This window comes from Marinomonas rhizomae, assembly GCF_003315485.1.
Taxonomy (GTDB): Bacteria; Pseudomonadota; Gammaproteobacteria; order Pseudomonadales; family Marinomonadaceae; genus Marinomonas; species Marinomonas rhizomae.
This window is the reverse complement of record NZ_QNSE01000002.1, coordinates 16,089-32,673: the sequence shown is the minus strand read 5'-3', so window position 1 is coordinate 32,673 and position 16,585 is coordinate 16,089. Positions and strand designations below refer to the sequence as shown.

The window sequence follows — 16,585 nt, the reverse complement described above, 5'->3', positions numbered from 1 at the left end:
TGATCGAGCAAATCGCTCGGTCAGCAAAGCACTTGCTCGCGTCCCAGCGAGCAAGTGCTTTGTTGTCCAAAGGACGTATTTCTAAACGTCTATTATTTGCTGACGTTGTAGAAGTAGTGACCGCCAAGTGGGTCAATTTTGTAGCCTTTCACTTCTTTACGAATTGGCTCGTAAACCACGGAATGAGCGATAGTGATCCATGGTGCTTCACGTTTGAAAACAACCTGAGCTTCTTCGTAGTCTTTTGTACGTTCCGCTTTATCAGAGGTTTGTTTTGCTTGTAGAAGCAAGTTGTTGAATTCTTCGTTACACCATTGCGCACGGTTAGAGCCTCCAACGGCATCACAGCCTAGCAATACATATAGGAAGTTATCTGGGTCACCATTATCGCCGGTCCAACCTAGTAATACGGTATCGTGCTCACCTTTCTTAGAACGGTTTAGGTACTCACCCCATTCGTAAGAAACGATTTCTGCTTTCACACCGACTTTAGACCAATCCTCTTGCATGATTTCAGCCATACGACGCGCATTTGGGTTGTATGGACGTTGTACTGGCATTGCCCAGATGTTGGTAGAGAAGCCATCTGGATAACCCGCTTCAGCAAGCAGTTTTTTCGCTTTTACTGGGTCGTATGGGTAATCCACAACGTTTTTGTTGTAAGACCACATAGTCGGTGGAATTGGGTTTTTAGCCGCTTTCCCCGCGCCTTGGAACACCGCATCAATGATGGCGCTCTTATCGGTTGCTAAGCTTAATGCTTGGCGAACACGAATATCGTTGAATGGTTTCTTCTGCGTATTAAACGCCAAGTAACCAACGTTCAAGCCTTCTTGGCTCATTAGGTTGATGTTTGGATCCGCTTCCATTTGCTTCAAATCTGCAGGGTTTGGATACGGCATCACATCACACTCGCCCGCTTTTAGTTTCGCGTAACGAACAGAGGCGTCTGGCGTGATAGAGAAGACAAGACGATCAATTTTTGCTTTGCCTTTCCAATAATCTTTAAACGCTGTGTAGCGAATCAAAGAGTCTTTTTGGTACTGAACTTTTTGGAAAGGGCCCGTGCCAACTGGATCAATATCCAATTTTTCAGGTGTGCCTGCTTTCATATAAGCGTCGGCTTGTTCTTTAGAAAAGATAGACGCAAAGTCCATGGCAAGGTTAGCAACGAAAGGCGCTTCAGGCTTAGTTAAAACGAACTTCACTGTATAGTCGTCAATCTTTTCGATTTTCTTGATTAGCGTGTCCATACCCATGCCAGTAAAGTACTCGTAAGAGCCACCTGATACTGTGTGGTAAGGGTTTTCTTTGTTGCCTTGACGATCGAAAGTGAAGATCACATCGTCAGCGTTAAAGTCACGTGTTGGTTTAAAGTCTTTTGCAGCATGGAATTTCACGCCTTTACGCAAATGGAAAGTGTATTCAAGACCATCGCTAGAAACGTCATAGCTTGTTGCTAAGCCCGGCTCCGTTTCTGTTGTACCCAATTTGAATTCAACTAAACGGTTGAACATGTTTTTAGATGTCGCATCAAAAGTAGTACCAGCGGTATAAAATGCTGGGTTAAAGCCCTCTGGGCTGCCTTCTGAACAATAAACCAATGTGGATGCAGCGTGAGCAGATGTGCCGATTGCTCCAGCAGCCATGAGTGCAAGCGTTAGTTTTGCTAGCCCTTTTTTCATTGTAACTCTCCATTAACGTAATTATATTTCGTGTTAAACACGTGGGAAGTCGAATTAAGGTATTTGTTACTTTTGTGATTTTCTGGGTAGGAAAAGAGCCATCTTTAATCAGTATGAGAAACAAACCCCATCCAAACTCCTAGTCCGAATGGGGTTGTTCTGCCTCATCCCTGAGCCCCCTTTAGCTATAAATGATGAGCCTGAATAAACAGAAGCATCAAAAACAGCGTCTCTGAAGAGTACTCAAGGCTATTTAAATAACCAATCGAAATAATGATATGCCCTATACGTGTATTGAATACAGAATCTTTCTAAGCAAGGTGAAGCCTTGATAGCAAAGGTTTTGGCTGAAAAAGCCTAAGTAAGGAATATGAAAAAAAAGAGACGTTTTTTATTAAAAAGCTGCAAAAGGCAGGGATGAAATGAGGCCGAACGTTGTGTTTTTTTACCTTTGGAAGCTCGTTTAATGCTTCCTCATAGAAACATTAAACGATTGATTGATGTTACATTAAGCTTTCTTATCGAACGCTTTTATCAATACAGATGTGTCTTGGCGACCTCGACCTTCAGCCATCAGAGCTTGATAGTCTTGGTCAACCGATTGTGTGAGCGGTAGATTTAGGCCCATCTTTTCGGCTTGTGCCAAACATAGTCCCAAGTCCTTATGCATCCATTCGATCGCGAAACCAAAGTCAAATTCGTCTTTTGTCATGGTTTCACCGCGGTTTTCTAATTGCCAAGATCCCGCTGCGCCGTGTTTGAGGGTATCAATCAATGAAGCAATATCTAAACCTGCAGTCTGGGCAAAACGCATACCTTCTGATAAACCGGACAACACACCACCAATAAGAATCTGGTTAACCATTTTTGCGATCTGACCATTTCCTACCGGACCCATTAAACTGGTGGCTTTTGCGTAGCAGTCTAATATTGGTTGAGCTTGATCCAAATCGCTTTTCGAACCACCTATCATGACGGTTAATACACCATTTACTGCTCCAGCTTGGCCGCCAGAAACGGGCGCATCCATGAAGTAAAAGCCGCGCTCTTGAGCTGCCTGATGAAGCTCTTTTGCCACCTCTGCTGATGCTGTCGTGTGATCAATAAATAGTGTGCCTGCTTTTGCTTGTTGAAATGCGCCGTCTGTTCCTAAATACACGGCGCGTAAATCGTCGTCGTTGCCAACGCAAGTCAGTACAATGTCGGCATCTTGCGCTGCAAGGGCTGGAGTTGTAGCAAATGTCCCCGCGTATTCTTCACACCAGTTTTGGGCTTTTTGAGTCGATCGATTGAAGACGACTACTTGATGGCCTGCTTTACTCACATGGCCTGCCATTGGGTAACCCATAGTACCTAGTCCGATGAAACTTACTTTCATTGCTTTTCTCCTTACTGCGTTTGTTCGAGAGGCGGATTAGAAACAAATTGAATAAATAAATCATACGGATTTGCATCATAATTACGAGGTACAAAAAACAAGGAAATTGAGCATACAGAAGCAGATTTTTCGTGTTTTAGTGGTATTCAAGAAAATGTTTTAATAGAAGATGCTCACCCAATAGTCCTGTGGATAACTTTGTGCAAGAAAATTCAGGTGAGCGATTATTTCGTTAAAAAGGCCGTATCAGCAAATAATCGTGCATATTTTATACGATTTTCAATCATTCCTTTTGTACTGCTAGATCTTCTCTTCTATGTCAATAGCCATAAGCAACAAAATCTATTTTGGTTATATTAATAGTGCTCTCTTGTAGAGGGTAAGCTGTTACTGTCGAAACAGCTAAAGTCACCATTAAAAATTAAAAAAACCTTATAAAACAGAATTTTAATTTCATATTTCAGTTTTTATCAAAGAATATATAGAGTGCGCTAATTGCTCATTATCTTGCGTGTCTAAGTGAACGCCATCCATGTCACTTGGTTGTAATACCCCAGCAGCATTGAGAAAAATGCATTGGTTGCGCATGGCTACCTCTTGGTAGTATTGGTGAAAATGTTGTGATTTTTCAATGGCGCCGTCAAAACTTTCGGCCATAGAGCCGATTGGGGATAAAATATTTGGTGGAGCGATCACTACAAGAGTGGGTGCTGGAAAATCGTTGTCATTGGGCATTCTTGACTTTTCGATCAGTTTTTCTACTCCTTTTGCCGCTTCGTAGGCACCAATATGGAAATGTCTCTTCAAATCATTGGTCCCCAACATCAATATTAAAATATCGACAGGGCCGAACGTTTCTAATGCCGCTTGAAGGTATTCGAGGCCATTTCGCCCTTCTAAAAATGGATCATTCCAGATCGTCGTTCTACCCGGCAATCCGAAGTTAATAACCTGATGCTGTTGGCCCAATAAGTCATTGAGTATGGTTGGCCAGCGTAAATGTTTCGGGTAACGCCCACCGTTAGGTACTCGTCCCCAAGTAAGTGAATCCCCATAACATAAAATAGTTGCCATGATTTGCTCCTTGCATTCGTGATGAATCATTAGATAGTGTAGTTAATAAGTGGCGTTTGATCATAAAATAATAACGAGACGTTAAGAGGTCATAATGAACATCACATCGGTTGCTTTTTCTTCAAAAGATGAGATTTATTCGGCATTATCCCGGCTGAGAAATGTGGCCCAGCAAAACCCCTTTCCTGCTGAGGAAGAACGCCGACAATGCCTTACTCGTTTACAAGCCGCGTTAATGGATCATGAGCTCAATTTATTAGATGCTTTGCAGAAAGATTTTGGGCAGCGTGCCCACGAAGAGTCACGCTTGATTGAGCTGGTTCCTTTACTTGGTGAAATAAAGCACGCGAAACGTCACCTTGCGAAATGGATGAAACCATCAAGACGCAAGGTTCATATCAGCACCTTGCCTGCAAGCGCTCAGGTGTACTATCAGCCAAAAGGTGTTGTCGGTGTCATGTCTCCATGGAATTATCCTGTGTTACTGTCCATAGGGCCTTTGGTTGGCGCGTTAGCTGCCGGTAATCGGGTGATGATGAAGTTGTCGGAATTCTGTCCCGATACCAATCGAGTGTTACGCGATATAGTGACTCATGCGTTAGGAAGCGATTGGGTAGAAGTGGTTGAAGGTGAGACTGAAATAGGCAATGAATTCAGTCGTTTGCCATTTGACCATCTTCTGTTTACTGGCTCAACATCCGTGGGTTATATTATTATGCGCAATGCCGCTGAACACTTAACGCCTATTACCTTGGAGTTGGGTGGTAAATCTCCTTTGTTGGTCGCTCCGTCAGCAGATTTGCGCGATACGGCCAAAAAACTAGTGTTTGGTAAAATGCTTAACGCTGGGCAAACCTGTGTTGCTCCCGATTACGTCCTGTGTCATTCCGACCAAAAACAGACCTTAATTGACTATATGAGACAGGAGCTCGCTGCTTATTACCCAAATGGTGTGCTTAGCCCTGATTACACAAGTCTGATTAACGCTCGGCAATTAAACCGCCTCAAAGGCTATTTAGAACAAGCACGGGCGGCTGGAGTGGTATGTGACAATCTTATGGCGCAAGGCCCAGAGGAAAGTGATAGCAAGCTAGCATTGCATGTACTGCATCAACCAGACGAAACCTTGAGTGTGATGCAAGACGAGATATTTGGGCCTTTGTTACCTGTTTTAACCTATACGGATCTGTCCGAAGCTTTAGCTTATATCCAGCAGCGTCCTCGACCTTTATCAATGTACTTGTTTACGAAACAGAATGAAGACCAAAAGCGCTGTGAGGAAGCGATCGCCAGTGGCAGCTTAGTGATCAACCACTCTTTGATTCAAGTCGCACAGGCTGATTTGCCGTTCGGTGGTATTGGCGCGTCAGGAATGGGGGCTTATCATGCCGAGGAAGGTTTTCACACTTTTTCGCATAGCAAATCGATATTGCGTAAGCATGGACCGAGTGTGCTTGCCTTATTGCGTCCACCGTACCAGCGTCGTATTCATCGGTTAGTCGCAAAATTTTGGCACTTCCTCTGACAATAGAAGGCCTGATAATTAACTATCTGAAAATAAAAATCCCACGCTAATTCCTCAGCGTGGGATTTTTCGATCAATGATATTTTAGAGTACTTTTATTGCTCTACTTCAAGGCATTGAGTCGATTTGCGATAGCGTCAATTTCTTGGCTCATACGGCTAAGACGACTCGAATCACTGGCGTTACTGCCGGTGAGTTCTTGTAATCGAGAGACAAATTGGCTCAAATCCTGCGATACTTTTTGTTGCTCGCTAGCGGCTACGGATATTTGTGTTGCTTGATCGGTGATTTGAGAAAAAGCACTGACGACTTGCTGCAAGTGGCTAGCCGTTGATTCCGCGGTTGCGACGGCGCGTTCTGTTTCGCTGTGACCCAGTTCCATAGAGCTGACAGATTCCTTCGACGCGACTTGTAAACGGCCTAGAACTTGCTCTATTTCTACCGCAGAGCTTTCACTCTTCGCGGCCAGGTTACGTACTTCATCTGCAACCACAGCAAAACCGCGGCCTGTTTCTCCGGCTCTGGCTGCTTCAATCGCCGCGTTTAGTGCCAACAAGTTAGTTTGTTCTGCAATGTCACGAATGACACCTAACATCCCATTCGCACGACGACTGTCTTCATCTAGCTTCAGAATGTTCGTTTGTGCTTGCGTCATTGCATTGGTTAGAGAGCGCATTGTTTCGATCACAGTATTCATTTCATTACCGCTACTGCGTACGTCTTGGTGAATGCGTTCTACGGTTTCTCTGGTTTCGTTGGCGTACATGGCCACGTCGTGTGAAGTTGCCCCCAGCTCTTCTGTTGCCGCTGCTAAGGTGGTGTTTTCATCACTTAGACTGTTCGCCTTATTTAAGAAATCATTACTGAATGCGCTCAAACTGCCAGCATCTTTCACAAGATTGGCAGATTCAATATGAATCTGTTCGAGTAGATTTTTCAGTTTGTCGCCATATGTATTCACCGCCTGACGCAAATCCCCCAGTTCATTCAATTTTCCTACTTCAAGTTCCTGAGTGCTGCCACCATCGGCTAACTCTTGAATTTGTTGCGTGGTTTGAGTGATCTGGTTAAGCAAGCTACGGAAGAAAGAAGCAGCAATTATACTGACGATGATGAGCAAAGCCCCAATGACAATCATCAAGAATAAACCCATGCTTTGAGCGATTTCCGTCATTCTTTCTTTTGGTACGACTAAACCAATGGTCCAGCCTGTTTGCGGATGTTTGATTAAATCCACATACGCCGCACCATCTAAAATCGCATCGTGATCAAGTGAGATAACTTGCTCTGCTCCCTCTACTTGTTTCAATGCAGGTTTTAACCATGGAAGCTGATTGCCAAGTTCTGTCGCCGTTAGCATGCTGCCATCGCTTTTTACCAAATTAGCTTTCCCTTTTGGGAAGCTTAATACTTGGCCTGTTTGATCTATGGCGAACACATAACCTTGGTTTTCAGTACCATATTGCTCAAGAGATTTGGTAACCCCATCGAGCATCATGTCAACCGTGGTGACACCGGTAAATTTATTATTTTCTTTCATCGGAATGGTGCAAGTCACCATTGGGATTTTGGTAACTGGATCAATATAAGCTTCCGACCAAGCACATAGTTTGGTCGATGATGTTTTGCCGACTGTGTACCAAGGCTCGTTGTGATAACCTGACCCAGCAGGATCATTGTAGTCATCAAGGTAACTCATCTTAGATCCATCGCGCCCCCAAAAAAAACTACGGCGCTCGGTGCCCTGCTGAAAAGCAGAAGGCTCTGGCCAAATACCGCCACCCGCAATGCTTTTATCATCATGGTTATTAATAATACTAGGGAATAGTTTCTTGAAGAGTGCTTCCTCCTTAGGAAGCTGAGAGCCCGCTAATGCAAGAGTACTGGTTAGTAATTGGATTTTTTCGAGTTTGGCGCTAAGTAATTCACTGAGGCCCTGTTGATTTACGGAAATTTGTTGTTGGCGTTCTGCCGTTAGGTCAGGTTTTACTTTCGTTTCTATAACAAGATAAATACTGGCGAGAGCGAGTAAAAGAATGACCACTAAACCAATGTTAATTTGTTGCCGAATTCTAATAGGGGACTTCATAACAACCTCAATTTTTGCAATGTGGATGTGGGTGGGTATCTAAAACAATAGTCTTATATACAGACTGAGATCAAGCGTGTTTATTCATAAAACTTACACACAGGTTTTTTATTCTCGCTCTTTTATTATTAGTACAATATTTCTACACCCTGATAATTTAGCATGCTGAGCAAAGAAGAAGACGGCTTTTGATCTGTAATGACACAGTCATAGTCGCTCATTTTCCCCCATAAACAACGAGACTCAGTATCAAATTTTGTGCTGTCAATCACCAAAATACGATAATGACAATGTTCTACCAATGCTTCTCTGGCCATAACTTCTTCGTCGGTGAAATCAAATAAATACCCTTGTTTATTGGTCGCCGCGACGGAAAAAATACCAATATCGGCGCGATAGCGTTGGAAAAAGCGCATGGCATCACCGCCAATTACATCTTGGTCACGCATCCGTACTCGGCCGCCCGAAATTGTCAATTCGCAATCCGGGTGTTCACATAAATTGCGCGCGGCATGCAAGTTGGTCGTCATTACTTGTAGACCTTGAAACGACGTAAGCTGACTCGCTACTTCCGCGACACTTGACCCACTGCCTAGAAAGATCGATTGATAATCTGCAATCTTGCTGACACAAAGGTCGGCAATGCGTTTTTTGCCAGCAGCATGTCGAATCCGCCGTTGGTCAAAACTGATGTTTTCACGATGAGGAAATGGAATTACTTCGCCGTGACTGCGCAGTATGAGTCCTTTTTCTGCCAACAATCGAATGTCTGAGCGAATAGTTTGAACCGAAACCGAAAATTGGTCAGCGACGGCTTGTAGCGTCTGTCTTCCTTGCGAATTCACCCATTGGACAATTTCATGATGTCGCTTATTCATAGGGTTGAGTCCTTTTTAGTGTATTTTTTACGTGCTTTTTCGAAACGAAAGAAGGTCGCCATTAAACGAAAATTATTTGTCACTATAGTGTCAAATTGTGTCGGTATTGTTGCAACTCACTTATCAAAAAGAGAGTTTCCCAATGACCGTTAAGAAGACTTTATTGATATGCGCAGCGGCACTTGCTTTTCCTCTTTCTGCGCAAGCTCAAGAGACGCTGACTCTGTATACCAGTCAGCCAAATAAAGATGCGCAAATGACAGTGGATGCATTTGAAGCAGCCAATCCAGATATCAAAGTAGAATGGGTTCGTGACGGTACCACGAAGTTGATGACTAAGTTGCGCGCTGAATTGTCTTCTGGTGTGGTGAAACCTGATGTGCTGTTAATCGCCGACAGCGTGACCATGGAATCCATGGTGTTGGACGGTTATTTAGAATCCTACCTAAGTCCTAACCGCACACAATATGACGATACCTTGTACAGTAAAGATGGCTATTACTACGGTACGAAATTAATCACGACAGGCATTGTTCGTCATCAAAAAGCACCACAACACCCGACAGATTGGTCGGATCTGGCGAAGCCTGAATATAGCAACCAAGTAGCCATGCCTAGCCCTTTGTATTCTGGCGCAGCCCTGATTCACCTTGCGACCTTGACGGATGACAAAATGCTAGGCTGGAATTACTACGAGCAATTGCACGCGAACCAAGTGAAAGCCCAGGGCGGCAATGGTGGTGTATTGAAAGCCGTTGCGTCAGGTGCAAAACCGTATGGCGTGATTGTGGATTTTTTAGCCATTCGTGAAGCGGCGAAAGGCTCACCGATTGAATTTATCTTCCCTAAAACGGGCGTAAGCATGGTGACGGAACCGGTTGCGATTATGAAAGGCGCGAAAAACAAAGCGTCCGCGAAGCGTTTTGTGGATTTCCTCCTGTCAAAAGACGGTCAGCAGCTGGTATTGGAGCAAGGGTATTTGCCTGCTCGTGGTGATATCGGCGTCCCAGCGGGTTTTCCTAAGCGTGCAGACATTCGTTTGATGCCGTTCGATGCTGCAAAAACATTGCGCGACAATGAAGCGAATAAAGAGCGTTTTAGCAAGATCTTTGAAGGTTAATCAAGATGACCCCTTTTTTGATTAAAAGACGCTTTGCTCTAGATGGAATGTCCATGGATAGCCAGCTACGCTGGCTGTCTATTGGGCTTTTTGTTCTGATTGCGATGTTAAGTCTATTACCTAGCTTACGGTTGTTGGTGGAAGCTGTAAGTCACACGACCTTTTCTACGTCATCACCCATGGCCGATGTACTTAAAAGTGAGCGTACTTGGACTGCTTTGCGCAATAGTTTTTACACCTCAGGTTTGGGGACGCTCATTGCGGTGATTTTAGGTTGCGGCTTTGGTTTTGTGGTGACGTTAACGAACATTCGTGGTCGTAGCATTTGGGTATTTTGTTTTATGTTACCAATGATGATTCCGCCACAAGTGACGGCATTAAGTTGGTTGCAGTTATTTGGCCCTGCAAGCCCAATTTTAAATACTTTAGGAATCGAGCCAGCGTTGGGTAGTCCACAGCCTATGTATTCAGCGGAAGGCATTGCCTTGTTATTAGGCATTCAAAGTGCACCCTTGGTGTATCTCGCGCTTCGAACGCAACTTATTTCCTTACCGCAGGACCTATTAGAAGCAGCTCAACTGTCTCGTGCTTCTCAGTTTCGCATTTGGGTCGATATCATTTTGCCTTTGTGTCGCAGTGCGATAATCGCCGGTGCCGCATTGGCGTTTGTTTCGTCGCTGGGTAATTTCGGTATTCCTGCGATGTTGGGTATTCCCGCTGGTTACATTGTTTTGCCCACCTTGATTTATCAGCAAATGGCGGGATTCGGTAACGATATGCTGAGCCAAGTAGCAGGCTTATCGATGATTATTGCCTTGTTGGTACTGGCAGGCATGTTGTTACAACAATGGCTACAGCAACGCAGTCGTTATGCCTTATTAGGTCATACTGCGCAGTCATTGTCTTTTCGTCTTAAACAATGGCGTTTACCTCTCGAAATGCTACTCGCCTTGATTTTACTTTTTATCTTGGTCGCACCGCTATTTGCTTTAATTGTGAGCTCATTGGTGCCTGCTCTTGGCATGCCATTAAACGCGGAGACCATTACCTTTGGCGCATTTTATGAAATGCTCGGGCGGCAAGGCGTTACTTCCAGAGCTTTCGAAAATAGTGCATTTTTGGCTTTCTTTAGTGCCTTAGTATTGATGTTGGTGTCTTTGCCTCTGGGCTATTTATTGATGCGTTTGCCGATGCGCACCAGAGCTGTGATCGCCAGCTTGATCGAAGTACCTTATGCCATTCCAGGTATTGTTTTAGCAATTGCCTTTATTTTGTTGTTTGCCAAGCCGTTGCCTTTTATAGAGGTCAGCTTGTATGGCACGTTAGGCATTATTTTCTTGGCGTATCTTTCTTGTTTTTTGAGTGTTTGCTTGAAGCCAGTACTAAGCGCCATGTCGCAGCTCGATCCAGCATTAGAAGAAGCCGCTCAGCTAGCAGGAGCACGGCCGATACAGCGTTTGATTGACATCATTTTGCCGCTCACCGCTCCCGCTTTTTTTGCGGGTGGATTATTGGTGTTTTTGATCTCGATTAATGAACTGACGGTGTCTGCTTTGCTGTGGGGCGCAGGCAATGAAACCCTCGGCGTATTGATTTTTAATCTCGATGAAAGTGGTGACAGTGTATTGGCCTCAGCTATCGCCGTACTAGTGGTCTTACTGGTTGCAGGGCTAATGAGTTTGTTGAGTCTGTTTGCCCCTCGTCTGCCCAAAGGAGTGATTCCATGGCACGGTTAATATTGGATGGTGTTGAAAAATCTTTTCATGGTGCGCCTGTTGTTAAAGACTTGAATTTAACCATTGAGCCGGGCGAGTTTGTTGCCTTATTGGGGCCTAGCGGTTGTGGTAAATCGACTATTTTAAGAATGTTGGCTGGGTTTGAGAGCGTATCAGAAGGGCAAATTATTCATGGGGACGAATGTCTTTCTAGTATGACGTGCCATGTCCCAACAGAGGAAAGAAACTTCGGTATGGTGTTTCAATCCTATGCACTTTGGCCGCACATGACGGTAAAAGAAAACGTCGCTTATCCTCTTAAAGTACAGAAAACGCCGATGGCAGAACGCCGCAAGCGTGTGAAAGAGGCACTAGAAATTGTTCAGTTAGAAGAGTACGCCGATCGTTTGCCAGCGCAATTAAGTGGCGGTCAGCGTCAGCGTGTGGCGTTGGCGCGCAGTTTGGTTACCGAGCCCGATGTGGTGTTGTTTGACGAACCACTCGCCAACTTAGATAGGCACTTACGTGCAACAATGGAGGAAACCTTCCGAGCCTTTCATAAACGCACTGGCGCGACCATGGTGTACGTCACTCACGACCAATCTGAAGCTATGTCATTAGCCGATAAAATTGCTGTTTTGAAGAAAGGGCAGTTGGTGCAATGGGGAACCCCACAGGAATTGTACGCCACCCCGAAGAACACTTGGCTAGCGAATTTCATTGGCCGAGGTTCTGTCTTGTCGGTTGCCGCTGTGGCTCCTCAGGAATACGTGAATGGAGCAAAGTTGTACGAGTTAATTTGTCAGTATTCACCCGAGAAAACAGCCAGTTCTGTGCTGGTTCGACCTCAAGATATTGAATTTGTTAGTTCGCACGATGCGGCACTTGAGGTTCGTGTTTACAGTTGTATTTTTCGAGGTGAACGTTATGACATTGAGTTGACACTAAACGATGGTCAGCGCTTACTCGCGTACAGCGACATACCTATGACGCTAGAAAACCAGCATTTTGTTCGCCTTGGACAAGCTTGGTCCCTTGAGAGTGAATCATGAAAGTTTGTGTTGATATTCTCAGTGGGGCCGGTCGAAAAACGGCCGCTGCGATTTTGGTCACTTATCAAGCGTCACCTCATGCTCGAACATTACGTTTTTTGCTTGACGCGGGAGGTGCATTAGAAGTGGGCGAAGACAAAGGCTGGACGCAACCCAATGATTTGGATGCCATTTTCATTTCTCACGACCATCAAGACCACATGGGCGGTTTAGACGACATAGACAGTAAGGTCCCAGTTTATGCGACCTTGTTAGTGCAACAACAGTTACCGAGTCATCTAAATTTACAGACTTTGCCAGTTTGCGGCATGACGTTGGTTGAAGGCATTGAAGTCAACACTGGCTCAGCTGGGCATTCGTTTGGCGGCGTTTGGCTGCATCTCAATGTTGGAGAAGGGGTGTTTTATAGCGGCGATTTCAGTCTGGAATCTACTTTGTATCCTTTCACTATGCCGCCGAAAGCTAGCATCGCCTTGCTCGATGCTAGCTATGGTTTGTACGACAATTCATTAGAGCAATGCAAAAGTGCCTTGGTACATTACCTTAATGACGAGCGCGCACTGCTGATGCCGGTGCCGCAAAGTGGCCGCGCTTTAGAAATTGCTTGTTGGCTAACGTCATTTGGTTTTGATGATTGGACATTAGGCGAAGATTGTTTGTCGCCAGAGTCGGCTTTGGCGGCGCCCATAGAAGGTATTTGCACCGAGGCTCGACCAATCTTAGAACGAATTAAGAGTCAGGCGTTTAACCCAAACGCTAAAGTCGTTCTATGCGGTGATCCTGACGGCATGAGCGGGGAGGCGGCGGTATTACTACATCAGCCTGAGCGTTATTTGCCGGTTTATACCGGACACCTTCCTGAACACGCTCGCCAAGCGGTTAGTGAAGATAGGGCACACTTTGAACGTTGGAATGTGCATCCGCGCAAACAGGATCTCCAGCAGCTGGTGGACCATCTTAACTGCCGTATTTGTGCCCCACTTTTCCATACTATGAAAGACCTAAACGAGTGGCGACAGGCTCTTGGCCCAAGCGTTACTGCAGATTCTTATATTGAGTTAGATTGTATAGAGTTAGATTATGACCTTAATTCCTAAACCTTTTGTCTTTGCTCGTCATGCGCAAAGCGCGTTCAATGCCGCGTTGCGTATTGGTGGTTTTACCGATAGCCCACTGAGTGAAGCAGGTATTCAACAAGCCCAACAAGCAGCACCGATTCTGAATGCTATTGAGTGGAGCGCAGTGATTACCAGCACGCTACAGCGTACTCAACAAACGGCATCTTACGCGGTACCCAATCAAGTCATCCACCCTTACGAACAGCTTAAAGAGCGCAACTGGGGTGACCTTGAAGGCTGTCCGATTGAGCAGCAATTAGCCTATGAAATTACGCCGCCTAATGGTGAATCTTGGCAAGACTTTGAGACTCGTGTGCTGAGCGCATTGAATGAGATCCTCAGCGAGCATTCATGGCCTTTAATCATCGCTCATTCTGGCGTGTACCGAGTACTCAATAATGTTATCAACGGCACACCCTATTGCCCCAGGATTGGCAATGTGACGCCGATTTCTTTCATTCCCAGCCAAGACGAAAATAGCTGGAATATTGCCCCATTTAAAGGAAAATTTTTATGACTCCAAACGCCGTTATTGTTGATTTAGATGGCACACTGGCCGAATTTGATCACACCCAAGTAGCTCATTGGGTATTGGGCGCTGAAAAGCATTGGGACCCTTTTTTTGAACACATGAAATATGCACCAGTGATCGAAAATGTGCTGCGTTTGGTGAATATTCTTAAGCAACAGGGCCAACATATTTTAATTTGCAGTGGTCGTCCTGAGTCCCATAAACAGCACTCGGTTGAATGGATTCAAAAGCATAATATTCCTTGTGATGGTATTTATCTTCGTCCGGACAATGCCGATGCCGTGCCAGACGAGGATGTTAAAAAAGCTTTGTTAGAGAAGATTCATGCGGATGGTTTTACGCCTTGGTTGGTTTTGGATGACCGTGACGCTGTGGTGCAGGGTTGGCGTAATTTGGGGCTGACGTGTTTACAGTGTGCGCCGGGGGATTTTTAATTTTCTTGTATGATCATCGTGAAATGCTAACCTTATCGTTGAGACTTTAAACTGAAGAGGTTAGCGTTTTAAAATGAAATTTGTCCTTTTGGTTTTCACTCTTTTTTCAATACTAGGTTGCAGTCAAAAAGCGTTATATAGCAATCTGCAATATAGCCATACTTCTTTTTGTGAGAGATTAAAATCGAATCAATATGAGGATTGTATGAGCCAGTATCGTGATTCTTTCGAAGACTACACGGCAAAGCGCCAAGCCGTACATTGAATAAACCGTCGATTTTATCTTCATGGCTAGCCTTGTTATCTAGCTCGCGCTAGCATGAGGAAATTTTTCTGGAGCCTTACTCATGTTTCAACTTGTCCTTCTTAGTAATCAACAACATATCGATGTAGGTAATTTGTTGCTGTCTGCTGAATTAATGGGCTTGCCGAAAGACATTCCGATTAGCGTGCAACAGACGTGTTTAATTGGCGGCAAGCAAACTGGCTCACGCTTGATCACCTTAACGGTGGGGGATTCTATCGTTCGCGTTGTGCCGACTCGTGGCATGGCGGTGCTTGATGTAGTGAGGAGGGACAAGACAGGGAAAGACGTACGATTTGGTTGGGACTCTCCTGTTAAAGATGTGGTTCATCCAAGCTTTATTAATCAGGAAGCCTCTGGCGGCATTGGTTGGTTGGATGGTTTTAATGAGATGGTTGTGCGTTGTGGTTATCAGTGGGCGGGCCACCCAGGTCAAGACGGCGATGAGTTTTTGACCTTACATGGTCGCATTCAAAATACGCCCGCAGATGAGGTGATTTTAGACGTTGAGCAAGTACCACCTTATCGTGTGACCTTGCGTGGTCGAGTCGATGAAAAGCGTTTCAAGTTCACCAATTTTGAGTTGCAAACCGTTTTGTCGCTGACACCGGACGAGCCTTATTTATTGGTTGAAGATACCTTGACCAACAAAGGCAGTTATCCACGTGAATACCAAGCGATCTATCATAATAACTTTGCTCAGCCGATTCTTGAAAAGGGAGCGCAACTGCACGTACCAATAGCCGAATTATCACCATTTAATGACTATGCTGCAGGTGGTTTGGGTGATTGGAATCAGATGCCTGCACCGACTAAAGACTTTGACGAAATGGTGTTTAACATTCGTCCGCTGAGTGACGAGAAGGGTTTTTCTCATGCCTTGTTGCACAATGCCAACGCAAGTTATGGTATAGAAGTGAGTTATCAAACAGATACCTTGCCAGTGCTTACCGTGTGGAAAAATACGGACACACTGGAGCAAGGTTATGTGGTGGGAATTGAGCCGGGCACCAGCTTCGCTTATAACCGTTCTTATCAGCGAAACTTAGGTTTAGTACCGACGATAGAAGCGGGCGAGTCGAAACACTTTGTGGTGCGTTTTGGTTTGTTAACGGATGAAGATCAAATCAAAAACAGTGTGACGAATATCGCTCAATTACAAAGTACGCAGACGGCTAAAGTGTTGTCTACGCCGATTGTGCGCCTTGGTGAGGCATAGCCGTTCGTGAGTATCGTTCCCAGTCGCCTGCTTCCATGTATGGCGCGTGGTCTAGAGACTTGTTGTAGACGTAAATCCAGCCTCGACCATAAGGTGAAAAAACACGCTTTCTAATATACAGAGAGCTTTCTGGCGACTTTGGGTCATAACCTTCAAGTTGATCCAAAGACGCGAGTGTTTCGTCTGATACGTCATACCATTCGACTCGAATGCGGCCACTCTCGTCATGAGTCGAGGTAATGGCTGGAAAGTCTCCTAAATTGTGCATGCGAAACCCAGTCAACCAACCCAGTCCGATGCGTTTACATTCGACAAGAAGTTCGTGATTATTTAGCCCTTCACGAAGTGTTCCATATACAGCAACAATGTTTGTAGGCATGTTGAATTCCATCTAATTACAATCAAAGTGTAGAAGATGAACTGGCTTAACGGTCATTTCAAGTCTTGGAGAGGGAAATTACA

General features: G+C 44.9%; 14 protein-coding genes. 8 read left to right on the top strand and 6 right to left on the bottom strand.

Annotated features, from left to right (window positions below; translation table 11 throughout):
• Nucleotides 1–92: 92 nt before the first annotated feature.
• The 3 genes from DFP80_RS02060 to DFP80_RS02050 all read right to left on the bottom strand — a co-directional run bounded on the left by DFP80_RS02060 (nt 93) and on the right by DFP80_RS02050 (nt 4,137).
• The gene (locus DFP80_RS02060) at nt 93–1,685 is read right to left on the bottom strand and encodes an ABC transporter substrate-binding protein (RefSeq protein ID WP_113915159.1); all 1,593 of its coding nucleotides are present in this window, start codon (nt 1,683–1,685) and stop codon (nt 93–95) included.
• A 508-nt stretch (nt 1,686–2,193) separates the two neighbouring features.
• The gene (locus DFP80_RS02055; protein ID WP_113915158.1) at nt 2,194–3,063 is read right to left on the bottom strand and encodes an NAD(P)-dependent oxidoreductase; all 870 of its coding nucleotides are present in this window, start codon (nt 3,061–3,063) and stop codon (nt 2,194–2,196) included.
• 453 nt (nt 3,064–3,516) lie between these two features.
• Complete coding sequence (locus DFP80_RS02050; RefSeq protein WP_113915157.1) at nt 3,517–4,137, bottom strand: SGNH/GDSL hydrolase family protein; 621 nt, start codon at nt 4,135–4,137, stop codon at nt 3,517–3,519.
• A 94-nt stretch (nt 4,138–4,231) separates the two neighbouring features.
• Between DFP80_RS02050 and DFP80_RS02045 the strand changes: the two genes are divergently transcribed.
• Nucleotides 4,232–5,662 (top strand): coniferyl aldehyde dehydrogenase, encoded by a 1,431-nt coding sequence (locus DFP80_RS02045; protein WP_113915156.1) that lies wholly within the window; start codon nt 4,232–4,234, stop codon nt 5,660–5,662.
• A 103-nt stretch (nt 5,663–5,765) separates the two neighbouring features.
• On the opposite strand, the gene DFP80_RS02040 is transcribed toward DFP80_RS02045, so the two are convergent.
• Nucleotides 5,766–7,751, bottom strand: a complete 1,986-nt coding sequence (locus DFP80_RS02040; RefSeq protein WP_113915155.1) for a methyl-accepting chemotaxis protein — start codon at nt 7,749–7,751, stop codon at nt 5,766–5,768.
• A gap of 128 nt (nt 7,752–7,879) precedes the next feature.
• Nucleotides 7,880–8,629, bottom strand: a complete 750-nt coding sequence (locus DFP80_RS02035; RefSeq protein WP_113915154.1) for a DeoR/GlpR family DNA-binding transcription regulator — start codon at nt 8,627–8,629, stop codon at nt 7,880–7,882.
• 142 nt (nt 8,630–8,771) lie between these two features.
• Between DFP80_RS02035 and DFP80_RS02030 the strand changes: the two genes are divergently transcribed.
• The 7 genes from DFP80_RS02030 to DFP80_RS02000 all read left to right on the top strand — a co-directional run bounded on the left by DFP80_RS02030 (nt 8,772) and on the right by DFP80_RS02000 (nt 16,123).
• On the top strand, nt 8,772–9,749 hold the full coding sequence (locus DFP80_RS02030; RefSeq protein WP_113915153.1) for an ABC transporter substrate-binding protein: 978 nt from the start codon (nt 8,772–8,774) through the stop codon (nt 9,747–9,749).
• A gap of 53 nt (nt 9,750–9,802) precedes the next feature.
• Complete coding sequence (locus DFP80_RS02025) at nt 9,803–11,485, top strand: ABC transporter permease (RefSeq protein ID WP_113915437.1); 1,683 nt, start codon at nt 9,803–9,805, stop codon at nt 11,483–11,485.
• The gene (locus DFP80_RS02020) at nt 11,473–12,516 is read left to right on the top strand and encodes an ABC transporter ATP-binding protein (protein ID WP_113915152.1); all 1,044 of its coding nucleotides are present in this window, start codon (nt 11,473–11,475) and stop codon (nt 12,514–12,516) included. Before DFP80_RS02025 ends, DFP80_RS02020 begins: the two co-directional genes overlap by 13 nt.
• Complete coding sequence (locus DFP80_RS02015; RefSeq protein WP_113915151.1) at nt 12,513–13,613, top strand: MBL fold metallo-hydrolase; 1,101 nt, start codon at nt 12,513–12,515, stop codon at nt 13,611–13,613. The genes DFP80_RS02020 and DFP80_RS02015 overlap by 4 nt, the downstream gene beginning before the upstream one ends.
• Nucleotides 13,597–14,151, top strand: coding sequence for a histidine phosphatase family protein (locus tag DFP80_RS02010; RefSeq protein WP_113915150.1), 555 nt, complete (start codon nt 13,597–13,599; stop codon nt 14,149–14,151). Before DFP80_RS02015 ends, DFP80_RS02010 begins: the two co-directional genes overlap by 17 nt.
• The gene (locus tag DFP80_RS02005) at nt 14,148–14,600 is read left to right on the top strand and encodes a phosphatase domain-containing protein (protein ID WP_113915149.1); all 453 of its coding nucleotides are present in this window, start codon (nt 14,148–14,150) and stop codon (nt 14,598–14,600) included. The genes DFP80_RS02010 and DFP80_RS02005 overlap by 4 nt, the downstream gene beginning before the upstream one ends.
• 347 nt (nt 14,601–14,947) lie before the next feature.
• Nucleotides 14,948–16,123: an aldose 1-epimerase family protein gene (locus tag DFP80_RS02000; RefSeq protein WP_113915148.1), complete on the top strand. Its 1,176-nt coding sequence runs from the start codon at nt 14,948–14,950 to the stop codon at nt 16,121–16,123.
• Here the strand turns inward: DFP80_RS02000 and DFP80_RS01995 are convergent.
• Nucleotides 16,092–16,502 carry a gamma-glutamylcyclotransferase family protein gene (locus DFP80_RS01995; protein WP_241560164.1) on the bottom strand — a complete coding sequence of 137 codons (411 nt, stop codon included), beginning with the start codon at nt 16,500–16,502 and terminating at the stop codon, nt 16,092–16,094. The two genes, DFP80_RS02000 and DFP80_RS01995, sit on opposite strands and share 32 nt — an antisense overlap.
• Nucleotides 16,503–16,585 lie beyond the last annotated feature (83 nt).

Bases quoted from the DNA above. Each gene is read 5' to 3' on its own strand.
- DFP80_RS02060 (WP_113915159.1), bottom strand. From the start codon at position 1,685: ATGAAAAAAGGGCTAGCAAAACTAACGCTTGCACTCATGGCTGCTGGA.
- DFP80_RS02020 (WP_113915152.1), top strand. From the start codon at position 11,473: ATGGCACGGTTAATATTGGATGGTGTTGAAAAATCTTTTCATGGTGCG.
- DFP80_RS02045 (WP_113915156.1), top strand. From the start codon at position 4,232: ATGAACATCACATCGGTTGCTTTTTCTTCAAAAGATGAGATTTATTCG.
- DFP80_RS02035 (WP_113915154.1), bottom strand. From the start codon at position 8,629: ATGAATAAGCGACATCATGAAATTGTCCAATGGGTGAATTCGCAAGGA.
- DFP80_RS02025 (WP_113915437.1), top strand. From the start codon at position 9,803: ATGGATAGCCAGCTACGCTGGCTGTCTATTGGGCTTTTTGTTCTGATT.
- DFP80_RS02000 (WP_113915148.1), top strand. From the start codon at position 14,948: ATGTTTCAACTTGTCCTTCTTAGTAATCAACAACATATCGATGTAGGT.
- DFP80_RS02055 (WP_113915158.1), bottom strand. From the start codon at position 3,063: ATGAAAGTAAGTTTCATCGGACTAGGTACTATGGGTTACCCAATGGCA.
- DFP80_RS02005 (WP_113915149.1), top strand. From the start codon at position 14,148: ATGACTCCAAACGCCGTTATTGTTGATTTAGATGGCACACTGGCCGAA.
- DFP80_RS02015 (WP_113915151.1), top strand. From the start codon at position 12,513: ATGAAAGTTTGTGTTGATATTCTCAGTGGGGCCGGTCGAAAAACGGCC.
- DFP80_RS01995 (WP_241560164.1), bottom strand. From the start codon at position 16,502: ATGCCTACAAACATTGTTGCTGTATATGGAACACTTCGTGAAGGGCTA.
- DFP80_RS02050 (WP_113915157.1), bottom strand. From the start codon at position 4,137: ATGGCAACTATTTTATGTTATGGGGATTCACTTACTTGGGGACGAGTA.
- DFP80_RS02040 (WP_113915155.1), bottom strand. From the start codon at position 7,751: ATGAAGTCCCCTATTAGAATTCGGCAACAAATTAACATTGGTTTAGTG.
- DFP80_RS02030 (WP_113915153.1), top strand. From the start codon at position 8,772: ATGACCGTTAAGAAGACTTTATTGATATGCGCAGCGGCACTTGCTTTT.
- DFP80_RS02010 (WP_113915150.1), top strand. From the start codon at position 13,597: ATGACCTTAATTCCTAAACCTTTTGTCTTTGCTCGTCATGCGCAAAGC.